Here is a 26,105-nt window from a genome sequence, read left to right on the forward strand (position 1 = left end):
GGTCGTGGGCGGGCGGGCGAGGGCGCAGCGACGGCAGGTCAGCCTCATGAGGGCGTGAGTCGTGAGGCCCTGATGGAGCGATGGCTGCTTGAGATGGTGCGCGAGCAGCGGCGCAGCCGACGCTGGAAGATTTTCTTTCGCCTGCTGTTCTGGACGTTCTGGATCATGGTGGCGGCCACTGTGGCATTCATGGCGACCGGTGAGCAGGAATCACTGACCGGCAGGCAGGTTGGGGTGGTCAGGATTGAAGGCGTGATCGACAGTCAGTCGCCGGCCAGTGCTGACAGGGTCATCCGTGGTTTGAACAACGCCTGGCAGGGGTCAGAGAAGGCTGTTGTGCTGGACATCAATAGTCCCGGCGGGTCGCCGGTGCAGTCACAGCGCATTTATGACGAGATTCGTCGTCTTCGCAGTACTGGTGACAAGCCCATCATTGCAGTCATTGAGGATATCGGTGCCAGCGGTGCCTACTATATCGCCTCCGCGGCTGACGACATTTATGCAGCGCCGGCCAGCCTCGTCGGCTCCATCGGGGTGATCTATTCGGGTTTCGGACTTGAAGGGGCTATAGAGAAGCTGGGCGTCGAGCGGCGCGTGTTCACCGCAGGCGACAACAAGGACATGCTTGATCCGTTTCAGCCCGTCAGTGAAGCGCAGCGGCGCTTCTGGCAGCATGTGCTTGATCAAACGCACGATCAGTTCATCAATGCCGTCAAGGCCGGCCGCGGGGACCGATTGTCAGATGACCCTGAGCTTTTTTCGGGGCTGGTCTGGACCGGGGAAGAGGCCGTGAGCAAGGGGCTGACGGACGGCCTCAAAAGTGTTGATGATATTGCGCGTGACATGACCGGTAGTGCCGAGACGACGGACTATACCCAGAGCGGCGATCCGCTGGAGCAGATCTCGCGTCACCTTGGTCGAATGGCGGCACAGTATCTCGGCATCGATTTCCATGCAGGAGAATCGCCTGTTCGTCTGCGTTGAGCCATCGCCCGGCAGGCTGGCGTCACCTGCGCCCTGTTACTCGAGCAGCGGGTTAACGCCGGCCTCACGCAGCAATCGACACAGGGCGATCAGGGGTAGCCCGATCAGGGCGCTTGGGTCAGTGGTCTCGATACGCTCGAAAAGCGCTGTGCCCATTTTCTCCATATAAAAGCCGCCGGCGCTATCGATGGCCGGCTCTTTTGTGAGATAGCCTTCGATTTCCTCTGGGCTCAGGGTTCTGATATCGACCGTGGTGAGATCGAGATGCGTCGTGCAGTGGCCGCAACGTGTGTCCAGCAGCGCCAGTCCCGTTAGAAAGCGAACGCGTCGCCCTGAAAATCGTTGCAGCTGCTGGCGGGTCGCATCGAGGCTGCCCGGCTTGCCCAGAAGATCATTGTCGAGACTTGCGACCTGGTCGCTGGCGATGATCAGATGATGCGGATAGTGCTTTGCCAGCGCCCGGGCCTTGTCACGCGACAGACGCTCGGCCAGCATGCAGGGCGTTTCGCCGTCACGGGGTGTTTCATCGATATCGGGTGCGTGGTGGTGAAAGGGCAGGCCGAGACGGCCCAGCAGCTCACGGCGTGAATGAGAGCCGGAGGCAAGAACAAGCAGGGACATTATCTCTCCTGAAATGGTGGCCCGTGAAATGGACTCAAGGATACCATCGCCATTTTAAATAGCGTCGGCTGCTCCAGGTACATCATTTGCAACAACTCTTTTGACACTTTCACGGACAATCCCTATTATTGCGCGCCTATGTCAACCACGCGACTACCCAAAACGGTCGAGCCCTATCGGCTTGCTGCCAGCGGCGAACGTCTGGAAGGGAGAATTGTTCTCTCTGCCATGCCTCGTATCGTCGATGCCATCGGCCGGCAGGAGGCCGAATGTCATGTTGTCATGACGTTTGATCTTGATGCTCAGCGTCAGCATTATATCGAAGGCTCACTTGTGGCCGATGTCGAGATGCCCTGTCAGCGATGTTTGCAGGCCATGCCGGTTCATCTGGAAAGCACTTTTCTGCTTGGTATGGTGACCAGTGATGAGCGTGCAGCGACGCTGCCGGCACGTTACGAGCCGGTACTTGTGGAAGACGAGCATCTGGCTTTGCTGCCGGTTGTCGAGGACGAACTGCTTCTGACACTTCCGCAGGTGGTTTATCACGATGATGCGGATTGCGCCGTTTCTCGTGATGCGCTGCAAAGTGGTGACGAAGTCGAGCAAACGCCGGCGCGAGCCGATAACCCGTTCAGTGTGCTTCGTTCCCTGAAGGATCACTGAGTCTTTTTTGACGTTACGTTACAACCGGAGACAACCCAATGGCTGTCCAAAAGAATCGCAAGTCCCGTTCCAAGCGCGGTATGCGTCGTGCACATGATGCACTGACTGCCCCGGCGCTTTCCCAGGACAAGGAAACCGGTACTACCCATCTCCGTCATCATGTTGCACCTGATGGATACTACCGTGGCCGCAAGGTCATTGACGTCGAAGAATAAATGATTCGGGCGATGCCGCCCTTGCGTATCGCCATCGACGCCATGGGCGGGGACTACGGTCCCCGCGCTACTGTTCCGGGAACAGCCCTTGCCCTGGCGCAAAGGCCGGATGCAAGCGCAACGCTTTATGGCAAGCGCCATCTGATTGATGTCGAACTCTCCCGATTGCCCTCTACCCTTCATCATGTTCGTGATCGCATCGATTTCATTGAAGCCGGTGACCGTCTTCCTGTCGACATGACTCCTTCTCGTCTCTTGCGCGATGCCCCCTCTGGCAGTCTTCATGCATGCCTTGCGGCTCTGCGTGCCGATGAAGCACAGGCATGTGTCAGCGCTGAGCATACCGGTGCCATCATGGCGCTGGCGCGGCGCGATGTTGGTATGCTGGCCAATGTGGCGCGTCCTGCCATCAGTGCCGCTATCCCGACCATCTCTCAAAGACCCTGCTACATGCTTGACCTTGGCGCCAATGTGGATGTCCGCGCAGAGCATCTCGTGGACTTTGCCTTCATGGGCGCGGCCATGGTCAGACTCGTGGACAGCATTCAATTGCCACGTGTCGGGCTTTTGAATGTGGGCACGGAAAGCAGCAAGGGTGAGCGTCGTGTACGCGAAGCAGATGCCCTGCTTCGCGCTCATGAACGCTCACATTTTGAATATGTTGGTTATGTAGAAGGGGACGCTCTTTTCACCGGTAATACCGATGTCGCCGTCTGTGATGGCATGGTGGGCAATGTTGCGCTTAAAAGCAGTGAAGGGCTGGCTCGAATGCTGGGTACACGACTTAGTGGAGAGTTTCAGACCGGATGGTATGCCCGTCTGGTAGGTTGGCTGGCCACGCCGGTGCTGCGTCGTTTCATGCAGGAGCTCAACCCTGTGCGATATAATGGCGCCAGCTTTCTGGGGCTCAAGGCGACCGTAGTAAAAAGCCACGGCAGTGCACAAGCCGAAGGGTTCGCCTATGCTGTGCGCCGTGCCGTGGATGAAGCCACGATGAAGTTGCCGGAAAGACTGATGCCATAAGGTCATTTTCGTATGGCGAAGCCTGAAGTGAGTCGGCATCATGGTGTTTATAAAGCTTCGCTTATTTAATCTTCAATGAGTTAGTACAGGTGAATCAGATGAGCAATGCCCTCGCCCTGGTCTTTCCCGGTCAGGGTTCTCAGCAGCTGGGCATGCTGCGAGAGCTCGCCGAACGTTACAGCGTCGTAAGAACGACCTTCGAGGAGGCTTCTGATGCGCTGGGGTATGACCTCTGGCATGTCACTCAGGAAGGCCCTGAAACGGCGCTTAACGCCACGGCCTGCACGCAGCCGGCGTTACTGACGGCCAGCGTGGCCATCTGGCGTGTGTGGCAGGAGCTGGAAGGCCCGCGACCGTCGGCCATGGCCGGGCATAGTCTGGGTGAATACAGCGCCCTGGTCTGTGCCGGTGCGATGAGTTTTGCTGATGGCGTTCGACTGGTCCGTTTGCGCGGCGAAGCCATGCAGGACGCCGTGCCGGCAGGTCAGGGCGGGATGGCGGCCATCCTCGGCCTTGATGATAAGGTCGTTGAGGCGGTCTGCGCCGAGGCGGCTCAGGGCAGCGTGGTCTCTGCGGTCAACTATAACTCGCCCGGACAGGTCGTGATTGCCGGTGAAAAGGCCGCGGTCGAGCGGGCCATTGCCCTTTGCCAGGAGCGCGGCGCACGTCGTGCCATGCCCCTGCCGGTGTCTGTGCCTTCACATTGCGCGCTGATGAAGCCCGCCGCCGAGCGTCTTGAACAGGCCATGGCCGACATCGACCTTCGTCAGCCCCGCTATCGTGTTATCCAGAATGTGGATGCCGCGTGGCATGATGATCTTGATACCATCAAGGCGTGCCTGGTTCAGCAGCTGTATCGCCCGGTGCTCTGGACGCGCTGCGTCGAGACACTTTGTGAGCAGGGCGCCAGCATCTTTATCGAGTGTGGCCCCGGTAAGGTGCTGACCGGGCTGGGCAAGCGCATCGCTCGTCAAAGCCGCGGACTGGCGGTGAATGACCCCGAATCACTGGCGGCCGCCATTGAGCTGGCAAAAGAGATGCCGGAAAGCCGTTAATGGCGTGTCAATGCAGTACAGGACATCAAGCCCAAAAGGGACAGTAAGCATGAGTGAAGCAAGAGTGGCACTGGTTACCGGTGCAACACGCGGCATTGGTCAGGCCATTGCTCGTGAGCTGGGTCGACAGGGCCATACGGTCATTGGTACGGCCACCAGCGAAGACGGCGCACGCCGCATCGAAGATGATCTTGCCGCGCATTCAATTGCCGGTGCGGGCATGGTGCTCAACGTGACCGACAGCGCGGCCATCGATCAGGTCCTCGGCGAGATCACCGAGCGTTTCGGTGCGCCCCTGATTCTGGTCAACAATGCCGGTATCACTCGTGATAACCTGTTGATGCGAATGAAGGATAACGAGTGGGACGAGGTTCTGGATACCAACCTGACCTCCGTCTATCGTGTCTCGAAGGCATGTCTGAAGGCCATGACGCGTGCGCGCTTTGGTCGCATCGTCAATATAAGCTCTGTTGTCGCCACGCTGGGCAATGCGGGCCAGAGTAACTATGCTGCGGCAAAGGCCGGCATGGAAGGCTTTACTCGTTCACTGGCGCGTGAGCTGGCCTCTCGCAATGTTACCGTCAACGCCGTGGCGCCCGGTTTCATTGCCACCGACATGACCAGTGAGCTGCCAGAGAAACACAAGGAATCATTGCTGAATCAGATTCCGCTGTCGCGTCTGGGGCAACCCGAAGAGATTGCAGCGGCGGCGTGTTTTCTGACCAGTGATGTCGCCGGGTATATCACCGGTGAAACGCTGCATGTCAATGGCGGTATGAACATGCGCTAGAACCGGCAAAGGACGCTGTTGCGTCCGAGAAAGACGGTCTATAAACTACCGCCAGTTTTGATCTGGCGACTCGTAAACCAGGAGTGATGATAAATGAGTACCATCGAAGAGCGCGTTAAAAAAGTTGTTGCCGAACGTTTGAACGTCAAGGAAGAAGAGATCCAGAACAGCTCTTCCTTCACTGAAGACCTCGGCGCCGATTCGCTCGACACCGTGGAACTGGTAATGGCTCTCGAAGAGGAATTCGATACTGAAATTCCCGACGAGGAAGCTGAAAAGATCACGACCGTTCAGGAAGCGATCGACTACATCGTTGCCCATCAGTAAGTTTTTGGCGCGATCCGGCCTTTTGGGCCAGGGTTGACCCGTAAAGCCGCCCCCTCTGGGAGCGGCTTTATTTTTAGATGGTATTGAATTTTTAGATGGTATTGACCGGTGGATGGCACATGCTGCGCCGGCCCTTTCAAGCTCATCAAGGGTATATCAGTCAGAGACCGAGACGACAGAATCGGTATAATGGCCAGGATATATCATGCAGCAGGCGGTCGGGTATCCAGCAGGAATTCAGGCTCTCGAGCGCACTCATCTGTCTTTTTTGGAGGAAAAACGATGCCTCGCAGAAGGGTCGTGGTGACCGGCATCGGTCTGGTAACACCGGTAGGTAATACAACGGATGCTACCTGGGAAAGTATCAAGGCCGGTCAAAGCGGTATCGGATCAATTGAGCACTTTGATGCCAGTGGTCTGAATACCCGCTTCAGCGGTGCCATAAAAGGATTTGATCCGGCGCCCTGGTTTAATCCCAAGGATGCCAAGAAGATGGATCTCTTTATCCAGTATGGCATCGCGGCATCCGTTCAGGCGGTTCAGAACTCGGGGATTACCTGTAGTGAAGAGAACGCCCATCGCATCGGTGTTGCCATTGGTTCCGGTATTGGTGGACTGCCAATGATCGAGGCCAATCACCAGTCGCTGTTGAAGTCGGGGGCGCGCCGTATTTCTCCCTTCTTTGTGCCTGGTTCGATCATCAACATGATCGCTGGCAATCTGGCCATTCAATTTGGCTTCCGTGGTCCCAATATCGCCATTACTACGGCCTGTACTTCCGGGACGCACAATATTGGTTATGGCGCCCGCACGATTGCCTATGGCGATGCCGATGTGATGGTCTGCGGTGGTGCCGAGATGGCCAGCACGCCACTAGGCGTGGGAGGCTTTTCTGCCGCTCGTGCGCTTTCAACTCGCAATGATGATCCTCAGGCCGCCAGTCGCCCCTGGGATCGCGACCGTGATGGCTTCGTGCTTTCCGATGGTGCCGGAATCCTGGTGCTGGAAGAGTATGAGCACGCTAAAGCGCGTGGTGCCGATATTCTGGCCGAATGCACAGGCTTTGGCATGAGTGATGATGCCTGGCACATGACAGCACCGCCCAGTGACGGCGCCGGGGCTGCAATGGCCATGAGCAACGCCATTCGTGATGCCGGGCTTGATCCCTCAAGCATTGACTATATCAATGCCCACGGCACTTCCACTCTGGTAGGGGACGTCGCAGAGAGTCTTGCCATTGAAAAGGTCCTCGGTGCTTCAGCACGTGATGTGGCCATCAGCTCGACCAAGTCCATGATCGGGCATCTGCTGGGTGCTGCAGGCGCTGTCGAGGCGGCCTTCTCCATTCTGGCGCTGCGTGATCAGGTCGCACCACCGACCATCAACCTGGACAATCCCGATGAGCAGTGCCGTCTGGATTATGTGCCGCATACCGCACGTGAGATGAAAATCGAGCATGTGCTGTCCAACTCGTTCGGGTTTGGTGGCACCAACGGCTCACTGGTGTTCTCGCGCATCTGATGACAGGGGGCACTGGCATGACGGGTACGGATAGCGGTGACCCCATGGTTGCCGTGACCGATCGAGGGCTTGCGTACGGCGACGGCCTTTTCGAGACCGTGCTGGTAAGAGATGGTGTGCCTCTGCTCTGGAATGAGCACTGCGCTCGCCTGTCGCGGGGTGCTGGGCGCCTTGGTTTTGAGGCGCCTGCCCGCGAGTGGCTGGATGCACTGCCCGGGCAGGCACCGCAGGGCGAGCATGTACTCAAGATCATGCTGACTCGCGGCAGCGGTGGGCGTGGTTATCGCCCGCCAATACCGGCCGAACCGCGCTGCTACTGGCAGTTCATCCCCTTCAAGCCGATGCCCGAGCGGTGGGAGAAGGGCGTGAGCGTTCGACTTTGCCGCCTGCGGCTTGCGCGTCAACCAGCGCTGGCGGGTCTCAAGCACCTCAATCGGCTGGAAAACGTCTTGGCTCGGCAGGAATGGCAGGATGATGCTATTGCCGAGGGCATTCTGCTCAACGACCGTGATCAGCCTATCGAAGCAACGGCCATGAATCTGGCCTGGTTTGATCAGGGACAGTGGTGGACGCCCGAGCTCACCGAATGTGGCGTAGAGGGCACGCTGCGTCGTGTCCTGATCGACAAGGGGTTGCTGAGCATCGCCAAGACTGAGGATGCCCCGCTGCCCAGGTTTCTGAATTCACAGAGCGCGTGCCTTTTCAATTCCGTACAGGGGCTGTGGCCGATCGTTGAGTGTTTCGATTCGGGTCATCAGCATGTGCCCGGTCAATGGCCCATCGATGGCCCGGTTCGCCGTCTTCAGGATGGCGCGCACACGCTGATGGGCTATCAATTCAATTTTCCAACCTCCTGATCAGAGTTTCATGTATGCGATGGTTAAAGGGTGTACTTCTGGTACTGGTCATCATGGCGGCAGCCATTGGCGGAGGCTGGCTCTGGTGGCAGCACAAGCTGGATGCGCCGATTGCGCTGCAATCGTCGACAGTTTATGAAGTGCGCGCCGGGATGGGTGCCCGACAGATCATCAATGAACTTCAGGATCGTGGCATCATTGATGAGCGCTGGCCGTATCAGCTGCTGGGCATCATCGAGCCTGCCCGTCTGAGAGCCCTGCGTGCCGGCGAATTTGAAATCCTGCCTGACATGAATGCCCATGCGTTGCTGGGCAAGCTGTCCAGTAATGATGTTGTTCGACATCGACTGACCATTCCGGAAGGGCGCACCTTTGCCCAGATGCGCAAGATTCTGAATCAGGCCGAACCGCTTGAGCACAAGACCCGTGACATGAGCGATGAAGACATCATGGCCGCGCTCGGGGAGAAGGGTGAATTCCCGGAAGGCTGGTTTTTCCCGGACACCTATCAATGGCTCAAGGGCGCCTCGGATCTTGAGCTGTTCAAGCGCGCTCATGACCGGATGGTCAGCACGCTCAATGACATCTGGGCCGAGCGCCAGCTTGGTCTGCCGCTCGATAGCCCTTATCAGGCGCTGATTCTGGCCTCACTGATTGAAAAGGAAACCGGTGCGCCCGATGAGCGTACCCGGATTGCGGGTGTGTTCGTTCGCCGCCTTGAAAAGGGGATGCGTCTGCAGACGGATCCTACCGTGATTTACGGGCTGGGTCAGGCCTACAACGGATCGTTGACGCGTGCCAACCTGACCGAATCCACGCGTTGGAACACCTATGTCATCAATGGGTTGCCGCCCACGCCCATCGCAATGCCCGGGCGTGCTTCGCTGGAAGCTGCGGTCAATCCGGCGGACGGTGATGCCCTCTATTTCGTTTCAAAAGGAAATGGAGAGCATCAGTTTTCTGCCACGCTTGAAGAACACAATGCGGCGGTGCGTCGCTATATCCTCAATCGTTGAGAGTTGTAATGACCCAGCAAGGCCGATTTATCACTCTGGAAGGCGGGGAAGGTGTCGGCAAGAGCACCAATCTTTCCTTCGTTCGCGATTATTTGCAATCCCGTGGCATCCGCGTGGTCACTACGCGTGAGCCCGGTGGCACGCCCATGGCCGAGCGTATTCGCGCACTATTGCTTGCCGATGATGCGCAGGAGCCACTGGACGATCTGGCAGAGCTGTTGCTGGTGTTTGCCGGTCGTGCCCAGCACCTGGCGCAGGTGATCCGCCCTGCGCTTGCCCGGGGGGATTGGGTCGTCAGTGACCGCTTTACCGATGCCACCTTTGCCTATCAGGGCAGTGCCCGCGGGATTGCTCAGGAGCGTATTGCCATGCTCGAGCAGTTTGTACAGCGAGGACTGGCGCCGGACCTCACGCTCTGGCTGGACATGCCGGTCACCTACGCCGCCGACCGTTTGGCGGCGCGAGGCGCAGAACGTGATCGTTTTGAACGTGAGCGCGGTGATTTCTTTGAGCGGGTACGCCAGGGGTACCGCGCGCGCGCCGAGCAGGCCCCGGAGCGCATGGTGGCGGTAGATGCCGCACAGCCGCTCGAGCAGGTCCAGCGTGATATTGCCACACGACTTGATCAACAGCTTACGACATGGAACTAACGCCCTGGCCCTGGCAGAGCTCCATCTGGCAGCGCCTGACCGCGCTGGCAGATGACTCGCGTCTGCCGCATGCGCTCATGCTGACCGGGCCGTCAGGGCTGGGCAAGGAGCGTCTGGCACAGGCACTGATCGCGCGTCAGCTCTGTCACTCACCGGGTGACACGGCCTGTGGCCAGTGCCACGCCTGTCAAATGCTGATGTCGGGATATCACCCCGATCTTCTTGAGATCCTGCCTGCCGACCGAGGCAAGCAGATTCGCATTGATGCCATTCGTGACATTAACGCCTTCGCGTCTCAGACGGCGCAGCAGGGGGGATACCGCATTATCCATCTGGCGCCTGCCGAGGCGATGACGGTGGCGGCCTCCAATGCGCTGCTGAAAAGTCTCGAAGAGCCGGGTAACGACACACTGTTTATCCTGCAAAGCGATATTCCCTCTCGAACGCTGCCGACCATTCGCAGCCGCTGCCAGCAGTGGGCTCATCCTCAGCCGGGGCGTGATGTGTCCATGGCGTGGCTGGCACACGAGCTTGAAGATCAGGAGCAGGCCGCGTTCTGGTGGCAGGTGGCCGGTGGTCGCCCGCTGCTGGCCCGCGATCTGGCCGCCCCCGAGGCTCGCCAGCTGCGCCAGGAGCTGCGCGAACTTTTCGAATCGCTGGTACGTGGCGGGGATCCGGTGGCAGAAGCTGCCCGTCTGGACAAGCAGGCCCTGCCCGATATTTTATGGCACGGCGTACTGTGGCTTGAGGATCTGATTCGCCTGGGCGTGTCCGGGGACATGGACAGTGTCCGCAATCGGGATCTTTTACCGCTATACCGTCAGGCCCTCAAAAATGCCCGCGTTCGCGACTGGTTTCGCCTGCTGGATTACGCCCACGAGCAGCGGCGTCTGCTGGCCGGGGGAGGCAACCCCAATGCGCAACTGGTCATCGAATCCTGGTTGATCCGATGGTCGGCCCTGTTGCGTTCCTGATCCAGAGCGCAACTTCTCGCACAAACGGCCGATAAGGGAAGCGTCATTTTCCCATCAGGAGGTTTGCGTGAGCGCCAGAGCATTGTCTTTTACGTTCAACGACACCAATGCACTCAGAACAGCCTGGATGCCGCTTTTCGAGCGCGGCGGTCTGTTCCTTCCCACCCGGGTGCGTCATCGGCTGGGGCAGCGGGTCTATATGCTGCTGACACTGCCGGAAGAGCCTGACGCGCGCCCGGCATCGGGGATCGTTGCCTGGATATCGCCGTCAGGGATGGCCGGTCAGCGAGAGGGCGGTGTGGGTGTTCATCTCGATGCTGAAGAGCAGGTGCTGCGCGAACATGTTGAAGCGCTGCTGGCCTGACGACGCCCCCAATGCGGTTTGCTTAATGCGTCTTTTTTATACCGTTATCTTCTTGTTCAGGGTTGCTTGAACCTGAAAGCGGCGAAACGGCATCTTTGATCCCCGTAAAAGTTGATGATCTGCGATAATACCCGGTCTGTACAGCTTCCAACCGGGTAGGTTCAATGAGCCAGTTAACCGAACAATTGTCGTGGCCTTCGGTACTGATCGACTCTCACTGTCATCTTGATCATCTTGATGCTGAAAGCGGCAGCGTGGATGACGTGCTGTCACGTGCGCGCGACGCCGGTGTACGCGGCTTTCTTGCCGTTGCCACCACGCTTGAGGGCGTGCCGGCGCTGGCCGAGATCGGCCGCCGTCATGATGACGTCTTTTTTGGTGTCGGTGTCCATCCGATGCAGCGCCTTGAACATGAGCCTACGCTTGAAGAGATCAAGGACTGCATCGATCGATTCGAGCCAGTGGTCGTTGGCGAAATCGGGCTGGACTTTCAGGCCGACGAGCAGGGTAGCCTTCGCGTGTCTCGGGAGATCCAGTTAAGCCGCTTTGAGCATCATCTGCGTGCTGCCCATGACGCCGAACTGCCAGTCAGCATTCACACACGCTCAGCGCGTGAAGAAACGCTGGAAATGATCGAGCAATATCTCGACCCGAATGTGGGTGGTGTATTGCACTGCTTTACCGAAGACGTGGAGATGGCACGCCGCGCCGTCGCTCACGGCTTCATGATTTCGCTTTCCGGTATTGTCACCTTTGCCAGTGCCGAAAACGTACGTGCGCTGGCTCGGGTGCTCCCTCTGGATCGACTGCTGGTGGAAACCGACAGCCCGTGGCTTTCACCGGTGCCTTATCGAGGACGGGCGAACGAGCCGGCGCGCGTGCTGGAAGTAGCCCGGGTCATCGCCCGCGAGCGCAATATCAGTCTTGATGAAGTGGCCATGCAGACCACGGCCAACTTTCATCGCCTGTTTCGTCGGACTGCGCCTTCGCATGACGCCGCTGCACAGCTCACCAATGCCTGAGGAGCCTGCCATGTCACTGGAGCGACTGCTGACGGTTCAGACCAATGATCAGCCTCTGCCGCTGGAAGAATGGGATCCGGTGCTGTCGGGGGCGCTGGACATCCGGGTGGATCGTTCGGGCATCTGGTGGCACGAGGGCGCGAAGGTCGCCCATCCACGGGTACTGCGTACGCTGTCACGCCTTCTTCGATGTGAGGCCGACGGTCACTACTATCTGGTCACACCGGCCGAAAAATGGCGGATCCAGGTCGAAGAGTATCCATTGCTGATCGTGGAGGCTGCTCGTCAGGAGGATACAGCCACCGGCCCTGGCTGGCTTTTGACCACACAGACCGGTGAGCACGCCACGCTGGACAGTCATTGTCGCCTGATCACGGATGACGAGACGGACATTCCCCGGGTCATCTGGCGTCATGGTCTTTCGGCACGCCTGTCGCGCCAGTGCTGGTATTACCTTGTCGAACAGGCCGAATGTTTTGAGGACGCCCAGGGGCGCCTGCACATGGGGCTTCAAAGCGGCGGCCACTGGCATGCACTCGGGGCACCGGTCGCGCCAGACGATACCCCCGCATCGCCATCATGAAGCTGACCGAACAGCAGCAGGCCGTGGTGCAACACGGCCAGGGGCATGCGCGGGTTTTTGCCGTGGCCGGTGCCGGCAAGACATCGACGATGGTGGCGCGAGTGCTGCATCTCATGGCGATCGGGACGCCGGCGGATCGGATCATGGTGTTGATGTTCAATCGCGCGGCGCGTGAAGATTTCGCCGCGCGACTGCGCATGCTGGCACCCACTGGAAGCCGACTGCCTCAGGTGCGCACCTTTCACTCCATCGGGCATCGGCTGGGACAGAGTCTGGTGCGCTGGGGGGCGCTTCCGGCGCGTCGGTTGATCGAGGGAGAGTGGCAGCGAGAGCGTCTGGCGCGTCAGGTGCTGCAACAGCTGCTCGTTGACGAGCCCGCACAGCTGGCGCTGGCACTGGAAGAAGAGCGCATCGAAGCGCTGTTGCAGTTCTGTGATCTTGTCAAATCGGAATGCCTGCCACCGGCCAGACTCCATGAGCGTGGTGATTACGGTGCCGATACCGAGCACTTCGTGCCGGCCTTTCTGGAGATGGAGCGCCAGATGCACGGTCAGGGCGTCATGACCTATGCTGACCTGCTGTATCGACCGCTGCGGGCGCTGATTCGCGATGAGACGGCGCGAGGGCGTATTCAGGGGCGGCTCGATCACATCATTGTCGATGAGTACCAGGACATCAACGAGGTTCAGCTGCGTCTTCTGTCAATGCTGGCGGGCAACAGTGCCAGCGTCATGGCGGTCGGCGATGCCAATCAATGCATCTATGAGTGGCGCGGGGCGCGTCCGGATGCCATGAACGCTCGCTTTAGCGAGCTTTTCGGGGCGCCGACCGATTACCCACTGAGCTGGACCTTTCGTCATGGCCATGCCGTGTCGTTGATGGCCAATCATGTGATTCGTGCCAACAAGGGGGCGGCTGACCAGCTCACGCTATCGGCTCCCGACAATCCCGAGACGCAGGTTGAATGCGACAGCGGCGGCGCTCGTCTGATCAATGTGTTAAAGGCATGGCAGGCGCAGGGGCGTGATCTGAAGGAATGTGCCGTGCTGGTGCGCAGCTGGTCACTCAGTGTCCCCGTGCAGCTGCGTCTTTTAAGAGACAATATTCCCTTTCAGCTGGGACAGCAGGATCGTTTCGTATTTCGTCTGCCGCTGGTAAAGGCCCTGGCAGGGTATCTGGAGTTGACCCGTCGTCCGGAGCTTTTACAGGACAGCGAGCATCTGCTGTTGCTTTATAGTCAGCCCAGCGCCTTTGTCAGTCAGGAGCGCCTTGCCCCGCTGGCGGCTGAACTGGCCCGTACCAATCGCTGGCCCGAGCAGCACATCGTTCTGGACGGCCTGAAACCCTTTCAGCGTCGGCATCTTAAAAAGCGCTGGGCGCTGCTGCAGAAACTGCCTTCCATGCGTGATCAGGCGCCTGCCGATGTGCTGTCTCATGTCGTCGACACTCTGGAGGCCGAAAAGCTTCTACGGCGCGCCGCAGCCCGGCGTGACAAGGGTGAAGAGGATATCCGCCTGCTGGATGTTCTGATCGAGCAGGCCGGGGAGCTGGCTGACGACCCGGATGCCTTTATTGCACTGCTCAAAAATCCGGTCATTAATCAGGAGCAGGGCGTGTTGCTGTCGACCGTTCATGGTGCCAAGGGGCTTGAATGGCCGCTGGTGGCGCTGGCCGGGCTTAATGAGGAGGATTTTCCTCTCTATTCCAGAGAAAATCCGCTGACCCCTCAGGCGCTGGAAGAGGAGCGGCGGCTTTTTTATGTCGGCATTACCCGGGCCCGCGAACGGCTGCTGCTGCTGTCTGATCCGGCGCCCCATCGCATCAGCCGATTTGTGGAAGAGGCCGCCTTTGAAGACAGTGTCAAAGTGACCCGTGCCATTGCAGCAGAGCCGGAGGCCACCCCCGGGGTGCGCGACCCGGCGCTGGTTAATCGCTATCTTGAGGGTATCGGTGTTAATGCCTCATGTCGTGCCAGTGCCGGGCAGAAGACACCGGCAATACTTTCGCAGGCCGAGGACTGGCGGCCCGGAGAGCAGGTGCGTCACGCCGTATTCGGAGAGGGGCGCATCGAGCTGGTAGAAGGCGAGCGTGAGCGCTGCGTGCTGGAAGTCATGTTTCATCGGGCCGGCCGTCGCCGGTTAATTGCTTCACGCGCGCCGATCGAGCGCGTCAGTTAAATTCAGGGAGTTTTCATGACCACTGCACTGACAGATGTCACAACACTTCTGATGTGGCAGCGAGACAGCACCCCGCTGGTGATTCTGGACTGTCGGGCGCGACTGGATGACGCCCAGGCAGCGTCACGACTTTATCAGGAAGGTCATTTGCCCGGTGCGCTGCTGGCGGATATGAATCAGGATCTTTCCGCGCCGCCGGGCGGTGCCAAAGGGGGGCGTCATCCACTGCCGGCCCCTGACACCTGGCAGAAGACGCTTCAGAACTGGGGCATTACGCCCGAGACCCGGGTCGTCGTCTATGACGATCTGGGCGGACAGCTGGCCGCGGCGCGCGCATGGTGGATGCTGCACTGGGCCGGTCACGACAATGTGTTTGTGCTCAATGGTGGACTCCAGGTCTGGCAGGCCGTCGGTGGCGCGCTGGAGCATGACCTGCCCGAGCTACCAGCGCCCAGCGACTGGCAGTGTGAATTTCAGCATCAGATGGTGGCCAGTGCCGATGATGTGGCCGCAGGCGATGCTCTGCTGCTGGATGCAAGGCCACCAGCACGCTATCGCGGCGAGAGCGAGCCGGTCGACCAGGTGGCAGGCCATATCCCGGGCGCTGTTAACATGCCGGGTGCTTCGCTGCTCGACAGCAACAACTGCCTGTCACAAAGCGATGCACTCGAGAAGCTGATTCCCTCAACCGGGCAGTCAAGCATCGCCTACTGTGGTTCCGGCATCTCCGCCTGCATGATCATTCTGGCGCATGCCGCGCTGAGCCGGCCGTTGCCAAGACTTTATCCAGGCTCGTGGAGCGAGTGGAGCCGTGACCCGGCGCGTCCGGTGGCCACCGATACCAGTGCACCGATAGCCTGATCGACGAAGCATGCATGAAAAAGCCCCCGATGTTTTCAAACATCGGGGGCTTTTTTGTCATTTCCGGTCGGGTAAGTCTCTACATATTGGGATAGCCGGGGCCATTGCCGCCTTCCGGCGTGACCCAGCGGATATTCTGAGACGGGTCCTTGATATCGCAGGTCTTGCAATGAATGCAGTTCTGGAAGTTGATCTGAAAACGGGGCGTGCCGTCGCTGTCCTCGACCACTTCGTAGACGCCGACCGGACAATAGCGCTGGGCGGGTTCTGCGTAGCGGGGCAGATTGATGCTGATCGGAATGCTCGGGTCGCGCAGCTGCAGATGACAGGGCTGGTCTTCTTCGTGATGTGTATTGGAAAGATACACCGAGGAAGGCTTGTCAAAGGAGAGCACGCCGTCGGGGCGCGGGTAGTCGATCCTTTTTGCGGTGTCAGCAGTTTTTAGCTGTGCGTGGTCTGCAGTGGTGTCATGCAGCGTGGGCAGCGGCAGACGCAGTTTCTGCTCCACAAAATTCCATACGCCCCCCACGACCATTCCGAAGCGGTGCATCGCCGGACCAAAGTTACGATGTCTGGCAAGCGCCTCATGGGCCCAGCTGTCTTCAAAGCGTGTGCTGAAGTCGTCGAGCGTCCGGCCACCTTCTTCACCGCCAGAAAGCGCTGCGACCACGCTTTCGGCCGCCAGCATGCCGGACTTCATGGCCATGTGAATCCCCTTGATACGCGAAAAATCCAGCGTACCGGCATCGCAGCCGATCAAAAGGCCACCGGGAAAGGTCATCTTCGGCAGACTGTTAAGGCCACCCTTGGTAATGGCACGTGCCCCGAAGGCCAGGCGCGTGCCGCCCTTGAGATGACGCGCGACTTCCGGATGGTGCTTCATGCGCTGAAATTCATCGAAGGGGGAGAGCCAGGGGTTGTCATAGGCCAGATCCACAATCAGCCCGACCATGACCTGGCGGTCACTGCCGTGATACAGAAAACTGCCGCCGTGCGCCTCGGAAGACAGCGGCCATCCTGCCGTATGCACCACCAGCCCGGGCTCGTGCTGCTCGGCAGGCACCTCCCAGAGTTCCTTGAAGCCGATGGCATAGTGCTGTTCATCGCGCCCGGCTGCCAGATCAAAATGCTTGATCAGTTCCTGCCCAAGGTGGCCACGCGCGCCTTCGGCAAAGAGGGTATAGCGCCCGTAAAGCTCGATACCCGGCTCATGGGAAGGTTTGGGGTTGCCCTCATGATCAAGGCCCATATCGCCGGTAATGACGCCGGTAATTTCTCCTTGCTCACCAAACATCAACGACTGGGCGGCAAAGCCCGGGAAGATATCAACGCCCAGTGCTTCGGCCTGCTCGGCCAGCCAGCGGCACAGGTCGCCGGCACTGATCAGGTAGCTGCCCTCGTTGAGCATGGAAGGTGGGATCAGCGCCTCGGGAAAGCGTATCGACCGCTCGCTGTCGCGCAGATACAGCACCTCATCGCGCAGCGCCGGGGTATGCAGGGGCGCGCCACGGTCCTTCCAATCGGGAAAGAGTTCCTCAAGTGCGCGCGGATCAAAGGCGGCACCTGACAGGATGTGTGCGCCCACCTCGGCACCCTTTTCCAGTACGCAGACACTCAGCTCACGCGCCTGCGCACTGGCGGCCTGCATCAGGCGACAGGCTGCGGAAAGACCGGCAACGCCTGCGCCGACAATTACCACATCAAATGACATGGACTCTCTGTCCATTGAGCAACTCCTTGCGTGATTCATCCCCCCATCCTGATGACGTATGGCGTGTTACACTAACGCTTTTGGATGGCAATGATTCTCAGCCGCTTTCGGGAGCAGCCTGGGGGCTGGATAATGCCTGATTATCGCATCAAGTCGGGGTCCGGCCCAATTCGAAGCCTTTTTTCAGGGTCAGTTTATTGTCTTGAGCTGCCCTGGTCCCCATGTAGACTGACCGTCATCCTGCGAGAACCGCCCCGAAGCTCCCCGTTTATCGACGATGGGCGGTCATGTTTACGAATTTCGAGATATCCGACACCACGAGGAAGGCATGAAAGTACTCGTCGCCATCAAGCGCGTGATTGATCACAACGTCCGGGTGCGCATCAGGGAAGACCACAGCGATGTGGACCTGACGCACGCCAAAATGGCCATGAATCCGTTTTGTGAGATTGCGCTTGAAGAAGCCGTCCGTCTCAAGGAGCAGGGCATCGCCGATGAGGTGGTGGCTGTTTCCATCGGTGACAAGAGCGTGCAGGAGCAGCTTCGCACCGCCATGGCGCTGGGTGCTGACCGCGCATTGCATGTCAACAGTGACACGGCGGTCGACTCACTGGGCGCCGCCCGCGTGCTGGCCGAAGTGGTCAAGCGTGAAAATCCGGGCCTGGTACTGCTGGGCAAGCAGTCCATCGACAGCGACAGCAGTCAGACCGGCCCCATGCTGGCCGCGCTGACGCAACTGCCGCAGGCCACCTTTGCCTCAAAAATCACCATTGATGGTGATCGGCTGGAAGTCACCCGGGAAATCGATGGCGGTCTGGAAACGCTGGCCATGTCACTGCCGGCCGTTGTGACGACGGACCTGCGTCTCAACGAGCCGCGCTATGCCAAGCTGCCAGCCATCATGAAGGCCAAGAAGCGTCCCATCGAAAGTCTGGAAATTGACACCTTGGGGGTTGACGTGACCCCACGCCAGGCGCTGATTCGGGTCGATATCCCGAGAGAGCGCCAGGCCGGAGTGCGCGTGGCTTCAGTGGATGAATTGATCGATCGACTCAAGAACGAAGCGAAGGTGATCTGATGAGCGATACACGTATTCTGGTCATCGCCGAGCAGGAAAAGGGCCATCTCTCCAGCGCGACGGCGCGCGTCATGGACGCTGCTTCACGCCTTGGTGGCTCGGTCGATGTACTGGTGGCCGGTAGTCAGGCCAATGAGGCGGCCCAAAAGGCGGCGCGCCTGACCGGCGTTTCCGGTGTGATCAGCGTGGAAGACAGCGCTTTTGATCATATGCTGGCGGAAAACATGGGGGCGCTGATCGTGTCACTGGCCGAGCCCTACACCCATCTGCTGTGCGCCTCGACCACCAGTGGGCGCAATGTCATGCCGCGCGTGGCAGCGCTGCTGGGTGTTGGACAGATCTCTGATGTCATTGCCGTTGAGTCCGCTGACACCTTCGTCAGACCCATCTATGCCGGCAGCGTGCTGGCCACCGTACGTAGTCTGGATGACAAAAAGGTCATTACCATTCGTCCGACCGCCTTTGAGCCGGTCGGCGAGCAGGACGCGGCCAGCGTTTCAAGCGAAGCCAGCACCGGTGACCAGGGGCTGGTGACCTTCATTGACGAACAGCTGGCTGGCGGTGAGCGCCCCGAGCTGGGCGGTGCCCGTGTGATTATCTCCGGCGGTCGAGGCCTTGGCAGTGCCGAGAATTTCCGCCTGATCGAGGGCGTGGCAGACCGGCTTGGCGCCGCTGTAGGCGCCTCGCGCGCTGCCGTGGATGCCGGCTACGTGCCCAACGACCTTCAGGTCGGACAGACCGGCAAGATGGTCGCGCCGGAGCTCTACATTGCCGCCGGCATTTCGGGGGCCGTGCAGCATCTTGCCGGCATGAAGGATTCAAAAGTGATCGTGGCCATCAACTCCGATGAGGAAGCCCCGATCTTTCAGGTGGCCGACTACGGTCTGGTCGCTGATCTGTTTCAGGCGCTGCCCGAGCTTGAACGCAAGCTTTGATCCGCGGTCTGAACAATGATCATGAGCCGGCTTCGTGCCGGCTTTTTTGTGGATGGCGTATCGGGTCACTTAAAAGCTGCCTGGCATGGCGATGTTAGCGATGATCATTTGATAATTGTTCTTGTTTCTATTAAGTTGCCCTGGTTATCCGGTATCGCATATTCGGATTGTCCCCATTTTTACTGTACGCCTCTTCCTGGAGAATCATGTGAGGACCCACCGTCGTAATTGTTGTCTCAAAGGCGCTGCCTTTTCCCTATTGACGATAATGGCATTACCGACGCTGGCAGAGGCGTCGTCACTTCGTGATGAAACCGCTCAGCAGCAGCAACAGCAGCAGGCCATTCAGACGCGTATCGATCAGGCAGATGACGAGACCCGCGAGCTTTTGACCCGCCTTCGCGACGCGCAGTCATCAACGCAGCGGCTGGAACGCTACAACGATCAGCTTTCCTCGACGCTGGAGGAGCAGCAGCAGCGAATCGAGCGCCAGCAGCATGCACTGGAAACACTGGGCGAGACCCGTGAGGCGCTGCCAGACACCCTGCAGGACATGCTGGACCGCCTGCGAGCCCTGGTAGACGCCGATATTCCCTTTCGTCATGCCGAGCGCGCGGCCCGCCTTGACGGTCTTGAGAAAACGCTGGTCGATCCTGCCATTTCCGACGAGAAACGCATGGAGCAGCTCCTTTCGGTCTGGCGTGCAGAGCTTGACTACGGGCGCAATATGGACAGCTGGCGTGGCCAGTTGACACAGGGCAATCAACAGCGCGATGTCCAGTTTTTACGCATGGGCCGTATCGGGTTTTATTACCTCACCCCCGATGGCGAGCAGGGTGGTGTCTGGAAAAACCGGGATCATCAGTGGCATCCGCTGGACAGCGCCGAGCGTGCCGAGGTCAACCGCGGTATTCGCATTGCCAATGATCAGCGTGCCCCCGAGCTCCTGTCGTTACCGCTTTCCATTGAGCCGGGGCAGGCATCATCCGAATCCGCGTCGCAGGGGGCATCCTCATGAAGGTGGTAAAACATATGAATGGGCCTCTGGCCGGTGCCGCACTGGCCCTGATGGTGGGCATCTCTCTGCCGGTGTCTGCCGCTGAACCGTCCGCCCCTTCACTGGAAGATATTGTCCAGAACTATCAGCAGGGCTCTGCCCAGGCGCAGCAGCGTGATCTGTCGCGTCTCAATACCCTGCTGGATGATCGGGAGCAATTGAAACAGGCCGTGACAGACGCCGAGGCAAGTCAGCAAAAGGCGCAGGCGCGTCGCGACAGCCTCGACAGCACCCGAAAGCGCCAGGAAAAGGCCATTGCCGACATCAACGAGCGGCGCAGCAGCGAAGGCGACGATCTTCAGCCCATGTTTGATCGCTTGCACCATGAGATCGACGATACCCGGGAAAGCCTGCACAACAGCTGGTTGACGCTGGGCAGTGATATTCGACTGCCGTCGCTGGACGACTCAAGCATAGCCTCCACCGAGGATCTCGAGCAGTACGCGCAGTCGATGAGCCAGCTGATCGCGCGCAGCGCTCAGGGCGAACACCTGCAACTGCCCGTGGCCGGAAAAAATGGCGATATCACCCAGCGCGACGTGGTGCGTCTGGGGGGCATGAGCGCGTTCAGTGAAGGCGACCTGTTGCGGGCGCCAGCAGATGATCGACCGCTGGCCGTGGCAGCGCATACGCCGGGCAGTGTCTCAAGCCAGCTCGAGGCGCTGGCCGGTGGCCAGAGCGATATCATGGCCCTTGATCCCACCGATGGTGAGGTGCTTGATGCGCTGGCGCAGCAGCCCTCGCTGCTCGAGCGCATCAAGCAGGGCGGTGTGATCGGCTACATCACGCTGGCGCTGGGGGGCGTGGGTCTTTTGATTGCCCTGGCCCAGTTTGCATGGCTGGCGCTGGTCAGTGCGCGTACTCGTCGCCAGATGCACCAATTCGAGGATCTGCGCAGCGATAACCCGCTGGGGCGCGTGCTCAAGCGCTTTGGGCAACAGCAGCGCTACCATGAGCCGGAAGTGCTCGAGGCCCGAATGGATGAAATGCTGCTGGCCGAGCAGCCGGGGCTGGAGCGCGGTCAGGCAGTCGTCAAGGTGATTGCTGCCATCGCCCCCCTGATGGGCCTTCTGGGTACGGTCACCGGCATGATTGGTACCTTTCAGGCCATTACGGTGTTTGGCAGTGGCGATCCGAAGATGATGGCCGGCGGTATCAGTCAGGCACTGGTGACCACCGTGCTGGGTCTGGTCGTGGCCATTCCGCTGCTGTTTGCCAACACCGCCCTCAACAGCCGCAGCCGCCGCCTGATGAACCTGCTGGAACGACAGGCCAGCGCCCATCTGGCGGATCGCATGGATGAGCAGCACTCAGGGCTTGAAGCCGAAACCCGTCTGCATGGAAGTGCCACATGATCGAGGCGCTGGTGCATCCCATTGCACGGCTGGCCAGCGCCGGGGGCCCGGTGCTGGTGGTCATTGCCCTTGTCGCCGTGCTGCTGTTTACGCTGGCACTTGAACGGCTGATCTACTGGCAGTGGCGCTATCGGCGACAGCGCCAGGCACTGATTACCCGCTGGCAAAAGCGACATGAGCATGTCAGCTGGAGTGCCCGTACGCTGCGTGAATGCTGGTGCGGCGAACTCATCAGTGCGCTGAGAGCCTCACTACCGTGGCTGAAACTGCTGGTGGCCCTGTGCCCGCTGCTGGGGCTGGTGGGTACCGTCACCGGCATGATCCAGGTGTTTGATACGCTCTCCATCACCGGTGTGGGTCAGGCGCGCAGCATGTCGGATGGTGTGGCCCGCGCCACGCTGCCCACGCTGGCCGGCATGGCAGTGGCCGTGGTGGGCATCCTTTTTACCAGTCGGTTTGAACATATCGTGCGACGTGAAGATCAGTATCTTCACGATCGACTGACCCGAGCCACGGAGATCGATCATGCGTAGACGGCGAACTCGCATGGAAGAAGACACGACCGCTATCGACCTGACGCCGATGCTGGACGTGGTCTTCATCATGCTGATCTTCTTTATCGTCACCACCAGCTTTGTGCGTGAAAGCGGGGTAGACATTGACCGCCCCGAGTCGAGTGAAGCCACGCAGCGCAATGATACACAGGTACTGGTGGCCATTACCTCGGAAGGGGCGGTCTGGGTAGACGGTCAGGCCGTGGACAGCAATGCCGTGGGCGATCGCGTGCGAGAAGCGTTGTCGGGAAGTGACGGCAACGTGGTCATCCAGGCCGATCGCGCCTCTCAGACCGGGCTTTTGATCCAGACCATGGACCGTATCCGTCAGGCGGGTGTTGAAAATGTGGCAGTGGCGGCGTCGCGAGGAGAGAACTGATGCGTCAGGCGCTTGCGCTACTGGGCGCGCTGGCCCTTGCACTGCTGCTGTTCTGGGGGCTGGCGTTGATGGTTGCCCCGCCCGAGCCACGTGAAACGCCTCAGGAGACCATGACCATGTCGATCGTTGACGACGTGGCCGCGCCTGCCAAAGCGCCCGAGGCTTCGACCGATATCGCGGCGGCCGCACCGCCGCCTCCGCCACCCGCGGCGCCGGCGCGTCCTGCGCCGGCGCCCCAGCCGGCCGAGGATGTGCACAGTGACATTCAGCTGCACCCGCAAAAGGTCAGTGAACCTCAGGCGCCGGACGTCAGGATGAACGATGACCTGCCGGAGCTTGAGGTAGAAAAACCCGAGCCAAAGCCTGAACCCAAACCCGAGCCCAGGCCGCGCCCGACACCGACGCCGCCCAAAAAGCAGGCCACGCCCACGCCATCGTCTCAGGGCACGCAGCAAAGCGAGCAGCAGGGTGAGCAAAGTGGTGGTACGCCGGAGGGTGCCACGGCTCAGGGCGGCGGCATGGTACAGGCACAGCCCACCAGTCGGGTGCAGCCGGAATATCCCATGCGGGCAAGGCGACGGGGTGAAGAGGGCTTTGTCGAGATGAGCTTTATCATCAATGCCGATGGCAGTGTTGATGAAGGCTCCATTCAGGTTACGGCGTCAGAGCCCGGCGGTGTATTTGACAGCGCTGCCCGTGATGCCATCGAGCAGTGGCAGTTTCCGTCTCGCGATGCGCCGGCTCGTACGCGTCAGCGGCTGGTCTTCAAGCTGAGGTAATGCCATGTTTCGACACTATCGCCTTCGTCGTGTGAATCACCGGCAGGGCCGTTTAAAAGCGCTGATGGCCATGGGCATCAGTCTTGCCATGCTGCTGGGCGGCGAGCAGCGTGCGCTGGCTGCAGGCCCCGCACTTTCCCAGCAGAGCATCGACAGGCTGCAGGGCCTTGAGCGCGAGCTTTACGCAGGCCACTATCAGCAGGTTGTGGAGACTGCGCGTTCTCGAGCCGCCAGCGCCGGCAGCCGTCAGAGCGATCAGTGGGCCCGTGCACTGTATCTACAGCTGGCAGCCAGTGCCGCACAGCGCATGGATCAGCCCGGCCGGGCGGCCGATCTGCTTTATCAGGCACGCGGCATTGACACGGCGCCCCTGACACAGCGCATGCAATGGCTCGAGCAGGAAGCGAAGCTGCGATTGAAGGCCGGCCAGCTTGATCAGGCGGCGGCACTGTTTGATCGCTGGCAGGGACAGGCATCGCTGACGGTGGATGATCTCTGGCTGGGGGCGCGCATTCATGCTCGTCTTGAACAGTGGGATGACGCCCTTCACTGGGTCACCCTGGCCCGACAGGGGAACTCAGCGCCGGACAGTGATCAACTGGCCCTGGCTGCGAGCATCTATCAGCAGGCCGGACAATTTGAAGCAGCCTCTGATGTGGTCGAAGCCCAGCTTGATCAGGATGATAGTGACCCGGCCCGCTGGCAGCAGGCGGCTGCCCTGTATCAGCGCATCGGCCAGCCCGGCCGGGCCGCAGCGCTCTGGGAGGCTGGCTGGCAACGGGGCATTCTCAAGGGCGAGAAAGCGTTACTGACGCGGGCAGAACTGCATATGGCCGGTGGAACGCCGGCGCGTGCTGCCGAGATGCTCTCGCAGGCACTCGACAAGGGGGACCTTGAAGACAGTGATGCGCACCGTCGGCTGGTGGCACGGGCCTGGGCGCAGACGCGTGATCATCAAAAGGCATTACAGGCCTGGCAGGCGGTTGCCGAGCGCAGCGATGACGCCCACGACTGGTACATGCTGGGAGATCTTGCCTATGGCTGGGGGATCTGGTCGCAGGCCGAGCAGGGATTTGCAAAAGCGCGTGAGAAAGGCGCTGACAATCCCGGTCAGTTATTGCTGATGGAAGGGGTCGCGGTTTACGAGCAGGGCCATCTTGATCAGGCACAGCAGGTTTTTCGTCAGGCCGAGAAGTTTGATGACAGTGCCGATCAGGCAGGGCAGTGGCTGGCGCTGATTAATAATGACCAGCGGGCGGCTGACAGGCCTTCCTGAAGGCTCATGCGTTGAAAGACACCCGGCCCGCAACAGGGCGGGCCGGGTGGTGGGTCATCGCTTTTGACACGCCGCCGCAAGCGCTACTCAACTGCCAGCGTGGTCCAGACCGGGGCATGATCGGAAGGCCGCGTCATGGCGCGCAGTTCATAATCGATACCGGCATCCTGCACGCGGGGCGAAAGTCCGGTGCTGGTCAGGATGTAATCGATGCGAAGCCCACGTCTGGGGTCGCGCTCAAAGCCTTTTGAGCGGTAGTCAAACCAGCTGAACAGATCGTCGCGCTGCGGATAACAGCGACGATAGCTGTCTTCAAATCCCCAGCCGGTCAAACGCTCAAGCCAGCTTCGTTCCTCGGGCTGAAAGCTTGTCTTGCCTTCTCTTAACCAGCGCTTGCGGGCGGGCTCACCAATGCCGATATCGATGTCGGCAGGCGAGATATTGAAGTCGCCCATGACCGCGATCAGTTCCTCCGGCTGGTGGTTTTGTTCCAGATGGCGCGAGAGCTGATCATAAAAGTGACGCTTGTTGGGAAACTTGGTCGGGTGATGAAGGCTCTCGCCCTGCGGGAAATAGCCGTTGTAGACCGTCAGTGGCCCGGCAGGCGTATCGAGGGTCACCGCAATCATGCGGCGTTGCGCTTCATCGTCATCATCCGGCAGTCCAAGCTGCACCTGCGTTGGCGCCGCCTTTGTGAGCATCGCCACGCCGTAATGACCCTTTTGACCGTGATAGTGCACGTGATAGCCGAGACCGGACACGGCATCGAGGGGAAACTCGCTGTCCTGAACCTTGGTCTCCTGCAGGCCGATGACATCGGGTGCATGAGCCTCGACCAGCGCTTCAAGCTGATGCTGGCGGGCGCGAATACCGTTGATATTGAATGAAACCAGGCGCATGTCAGCTGTCTTGTGATGAATCGGTCGAGGCGTTGGTGTCCTGCGAGTGCAGCGGCAGGGTCGTGGCCTCACGGCGCTGTCGCTCCAGCTTGCTGGCGGCCTGCGCCTTGCGCTGGTCGCGCTTTTTGGCCGCAAATCGCGGCGTGGACTGTAACTGGTCCGGATTGTCATGCCGCCAGCGGCGGTAATCCTTGCGCTTGCCGGTACGGATGGTCACCTTGTCGGCCAGCGAGCGCGTCTTCTTGCGACGGGTCATAAAAACCTCTCGTGTCTCGCCTGAAGCAGTGTGCTGCAGTGGCGTGCAGTTTAACAATTTGCGCGCGCGCTGGCTTGCCCCTGACACGGTTGATGCACAACTCGGTCGGCGGTGCTGATACAA

The 26,105-nt window shown here is 59.9% G+C and carries 29 protein-coding genes; 25 read left to right on the forward strand and 4 right to left on the reverse strand.

The genetic code is table 11. From position 1 onward, the window contains the following. On the forward strand, nt 1–984 hold a 984-nt coding region (sppA, locus tag KSP9073_RS13080), incomplete at its 5' end, for a signal peptide peptidase SppA (RefSeq protein ID WP_108843435.1). A 36-nt stretch (nt 985–1,020) separates the two neighbouring features. Here the strand turns inward: sppA and KSP9073_RS13085 are convergent. Further along, nucleotides 1,021–1,605, reverse strand: a complete 585-nt coding sequence (locus KSP9073_RS13085; RefSeq protein ID WP_108843436.1) for a Maf family protein — start codon at nt 1,603–1,605, stop codon at nt 1,021–1,023. Between the two features lie 138 nt (nt 1,606–1,743). On the opposite strand from KSP9073_RS13085, the gene KSP9073_RS13090 reads away from it, so the two are divergent. The 16 genes from KSP9073_RS13090 (at nt 1,744) to KSP9073_RS13165 (ending at nt 15,703) form a co-directional block, all read left to right on the forward strand. Next, complete coding sequence (locus KSP9073_RS13090) at nt 1,744–2,268, forward strand: YceD family protein (protein ID WP_108843437.1); 525 nt, start codon at nt 1,744–1,746, stop codon at nt 2,266–2,268. Nucleotides 2,269–2,306: 38 nt separating this feature from the next. Continuing rightward, nucleotides 2,307–2,483, forward strand: a complete 177-nt coding sequence (gene rpmF, locus KSP9073_RS13095; RefSeq protein WP_108843438.1) for a 50S ribosomal protein L32 — start codon at nt 2,307–2,309, stop codon at nt 2,481–2,483. 12 nt (nt 2,484–2,495) lie between these two features. Next, complete coding sequence (gene plsX / locus KSP9073_RS13100) at nt 2,496–3,506, forward strand: phosphate acyltransferase PlsX (RefSeq protein ID WP_108843439.1); 1,011 nt, start codon at nt 2,496–2,498, stop codon at nt 3,504–3,506. Nucleotides 3,507–3,604: 98 nt separating this feature from the next. Continuing rightward, nucleotides 3,605–4,561: an ACP S-malonyltransferase gene (fabD, locus tag KSP9073_RS13105; protein WP_108843440.1), complete on the forward strand. Its 957-nt coding sequence runs from the start codon at nt 3,605–3,607 to the stop codon at nt 4,559–4,561. A 49-nt stretch (nt 4,562–4,610) separates the two neighbouring features. Further along, nucleotides 4,611–5,351, forward strand: a complete 741-nt coding sequence (fabG, locus tag KSP9073_RS13110; protein ID WP_108843441.1) for a 3-oxoacyl-ACP reductase FabG — start codon at nt 4,611–4,613, stop codon at nt 5,349–5,351. 93 nt (nt 5,352–5,444) lie between these two features. Further along, nucleotides 5,445–5,678, forward strand: a complete 234-nt coding sequence (gene acpP, locus KSP9073_RS13115) for an acyl carrier protein (protein WP_019951639.1) — start codon at nt 5,445–5,447, stop codon at nt 5,676–5,678. Nucleotides 5,679–5,960: 282 nt separating this feature from the next. Then, entirely contained in the window at nt 5,961–7,199 is a 1,239-nt protein-coding gene (gene fabF, locus KSP9073_RS13120) for a beta-ketoacyl-ACP synthase II (RefSeq protein WP_108843442.1), read from the forward strand. Nucleotides 7,200–7,216: 17 nt separating this feature from the next. Further along, on the forward strand, nt 7,217–8,056 hold the full coding sequence (gene pabC, locus KSP9073_RS13125) for an aminodeoxychorismate lyase (RefSeq protein WP_243409249.1): 840 nt from the start codon (nt 7,217–7,219) through the stop codon (nt 8,054–8,056). A gap of 14 nt (nt 8,057–8,070) precedes the next feature. Further along, nucleotides 8,071–9,072 (forward strand): endolytic transglycosylase MltG, encoded by a 1,002-nt coding sequence (gene mltG / locus KSP9073_RS13130; protein ID WP_108843443.1) that lies wholly within the window; start codon nt 8,071–8,073, stop codon nt 9,070–9,072. A gap of 8 nt (nt 9,073–9,080) precedes the next feature. Continuing rightward, nucleotides 9,081–9,722 carry a dTMP kinase gene (tmk, locus tag KSP9073_RS13135; RefSeq protein ID WP_108843444.1) on the forward strand — a complete coding sequence of 214 codons (642 nt, stop codon included), beginning with the start codon at nt 9,081–9,083 and terminating at the stop codon, nt 9,720–9,722. Then, nucleotides 9,713–10,696, forward strand: a complete 984-nt coding sequence (locus KSP9073_RS13140; protein WP_108843445.1) for a DNA polymerase III subunit delta' — start codon at nt 9,713–9,715, stop codon at nt 10,694–10,696. The genes tmk and KSP9073_RS13140 overlap by 10 nt, the downstream gene beginning before the upstream one ends. 67 nt (nt 10,697–10,763) lie before the next feature. Further along, complete coding sequence (locus KSP9073_RS13145) at nt 10,764–11,060, forward strand: PilZ domain-containing protein (RefSeq protein ID WP_108843446.1); 297 nt, start codon at nt 10,764–10,766, stop codon at nt 11,058–11,060. A 164-nt stretch (nt 11,061–11,224) separates the two neighbouring features. Further along, the gene (locus KSP9073_RS13150; RefSeq protein ID WP_108843447.1) at nt 11,225–12,082 is read left to right on the forward strand and encodes a TatD family hydrolase; all 858 of its coding nucleotides are present in this window, start codon (nt 11,225–11,227) and stop codon (nt 12,080–12,082) included. Between the two features lie 10 nt (nt 12,083–12,092). Next, nucleotides 12,093–12,665 (forward strand): DUF1285 domain-containing protein, encoded by a 573-nt coding sequence (locus KSP9073_RS13155; protein WP_165814259.1) that lies wholly within the window; start codon nt 12,093–12,095, stop codon nt 12,663–12,665. Further along, nucleotides 12,662–14,842 carry an ATP-dependent helicase gene (locus tag KSP9073_RS13160; RefSeq protein ID WP_108843449.1) on the forward strand — a complete coding sequence of 727 codons (2,181 nt, stop codon included), beginning with the start codon at nt 12,662–12,664 and terminating at the stop codon, nt 14,840–14,842. Before KSP9073_RS13155 ends, KSP9073_RS13160 begins: the two co-directional genes overlap by 4 nt. 15 nt (nt 14,843–14,857) lie before the next feature. After that, nucleotides 14,858–15,703 (forward strand): sulfurtransferase, encoded by an 846-nt coding sequence (locus tag KSP9073_RS13165; protein WP_108843450.1) that lies wholly within the window; start codon nt 14,858–14,860, stop codon nt 15,701–15,703. Nucleotides 15,704–15,782: 79 nt separating this feature from the next. Here the strand turns inward: KSP9073_RS13165 and KSP9073_RS13170 are convergent, their stop codons facing one another. Next, nucleotides 15,783–17,429 carry an electron transfer flavoprotein-ubiquinone oxidoreductase gene (locus KSP9073_RS13170; protein ID WP_108843451.1) on the reverse strand — a complete coding sequence of 549 codons (1,647 nt, stop codon included), beginning with the start codon at nt 17,427–17,429 and terminating at the stop codon, nt 15,783–15,785. Between the two features lie 313 nt (nt 17,430–17,742). On the opposite strand from KSP9073_RS13170, the gene KSP9073_RS13175 reads away from it, so the two are divergent. The 8 genes from KSP9073_RS13175 (at nt 17,743) to KSP9073_RS13210 (ending at nt 24,827) form a co-directional block, all read left to right on the forward strand. Next, nucleotides 17,743–18,492 carry an electron transfer flavoprotein subunit beta/FixA family protein gene (locus KSP9073_RS13175; protein WP_108843452.1) on the forward strand — a complete coding sequence of 250 codons (750 nt, stop codon included), beginning with the start codon at nt 17,743–17,745 and terminating at the stop codon, nt 18,490–18,492. After that, complete coding sequence (locus KSP9073_RS13180) at nt 18,492–19,427, forward strand: electron transfer flavoprotein subunit alpha/FixB family protein (protein ID WP_108843453.1); 936 nt, start codon at nt 18,492–18,494, stop codon at nt 19,425–19,427. Before KSP9073_RS13175 ends, KSP9073_RS13180 begins: the two co-directional genes overlap by 1 nt. Nucleotides 19,428–19,695: 268 nt before the next feature. Next, nucleotides 19,696–20,445, forward strand: coding sequence for a DUF3450 domain-containing protein (locus KSP9073_RS13185; RefSeq protein WP_108843454.1), 750 nt, complete (start codon nt 19,696–19,698; stop codon nt 20,443–20,445). Nucleotides 20,446–20,459: 14 nt separating this feature from the next. Next, complete coding sequence (locus KSP9073_RS13190) at nt 20,460–21,839, forward strand: MotA/TolQ/ExbB proton channel family protein (RefSeq protein ID WP_165814260.1); 1,380 nt, start codon at nt 20,460–20,462, stop codon at nt 21,837–21,839. Beyond that, nucleotides 21,836–22,372, forward strand: a complete 537-nt coding sequence (locus KSP9073_RS13195; protein ID WP_108843456.1) for a MotA/TolQ/ExbB proton channel family protein — start codon at nt 21,836–21,838, stop codon at nt 22,370–22,372. The genes KSP9073_RS13190 and KSP9073_RS13195 overlap by 4 nt, the downstream gene beginning before the upstream one ends. Next, nucleotides 22,365–22,772, forward strand: coding sequence for an ExbD/TolR family protein (locus KSP9073_RS13200; RefSeq protein ID WP_108843457.1), 408 nt, complete (start codon nt 22,365–22,367; stop codon nt 22,770–22,772). The genes KSP9073_RS13195 and KSP9073_RS13200 overlap by 8 nt, the downstream gene beginning before the upstream one ends. After that, the gene (locus KSP9073_RS13205; RefSeq protein WP_108843458.1) at nt 22,772–23,551 is read left to right on the forward strand and encodes an energy transducer TonB; all 780 of its coding nucleotides are present in this window, start codon (nt 22,772–22,774) and stop codon (nt 23,549–23,551) included. The genes KSP9073_RS13200 and KSP9073_RS13205 overlap by 1 nt, the downstream gene beginning before the upstream one ends. Before the next feature lie 4 nt (nt 23,552–23,555). Next, nucleotides 23,556–24,827 carry a tetratricopeptide repeat protein gene (locus KSP9073_RS13210; protein ID WP_108843459.1) on the forward strand — a complete coding sequence of 424 codons (1,272 nt, stop codon included), beginning with the start codon at nt 23,556–23,558 and terminating at the stop codon, nt 24,825–24,827. An 83-nt stretch (nt 24,828–24,910) separates the two neighbouring features. Here KSP9073_RS13210 and xthA read toward each other — a convergent pair whose 3' ends face one another. Both xthA and KSP9073_RS13220 read right to left on the reverse strand, forming a co-directional pair. Continuing rightward, nucleotides 24,911–25,726, reverse strand: a complete 816-nt coding sequence (gene xthA, locus KSP9073_RS13215) for an exodeoxyribonuclease III (RefSeq protein ID WP_108843460.1) — start codon at nt 25,724–25,726, stop codon at nt 24,911–24,913. 1 nt (nt 25,727) lies between these two features. Further along, nucleotides 25,728–25,982, reverse strand: a complete 255-nt coding sequence (locus KSP9073_RS13220; RefSeq protein WP_108843461.1) for a hypothetical protein — start codon at nt 25,980–25,982, stop codon at nt 25,728–25,730. Nucleotides 25,983–26,105: the final 123 nt, after the last annotated feature.

The sequence above is a fragment of the Kushneria phyllosphaerae genome (assembly GCF_900312995.1).
GTDB lineage: Bacteria > Pseudomonadota > Gammaproteobacteria > Pseudomonadales > Halomonadaceae > Kushneria > Kushneria phyllosphaerae.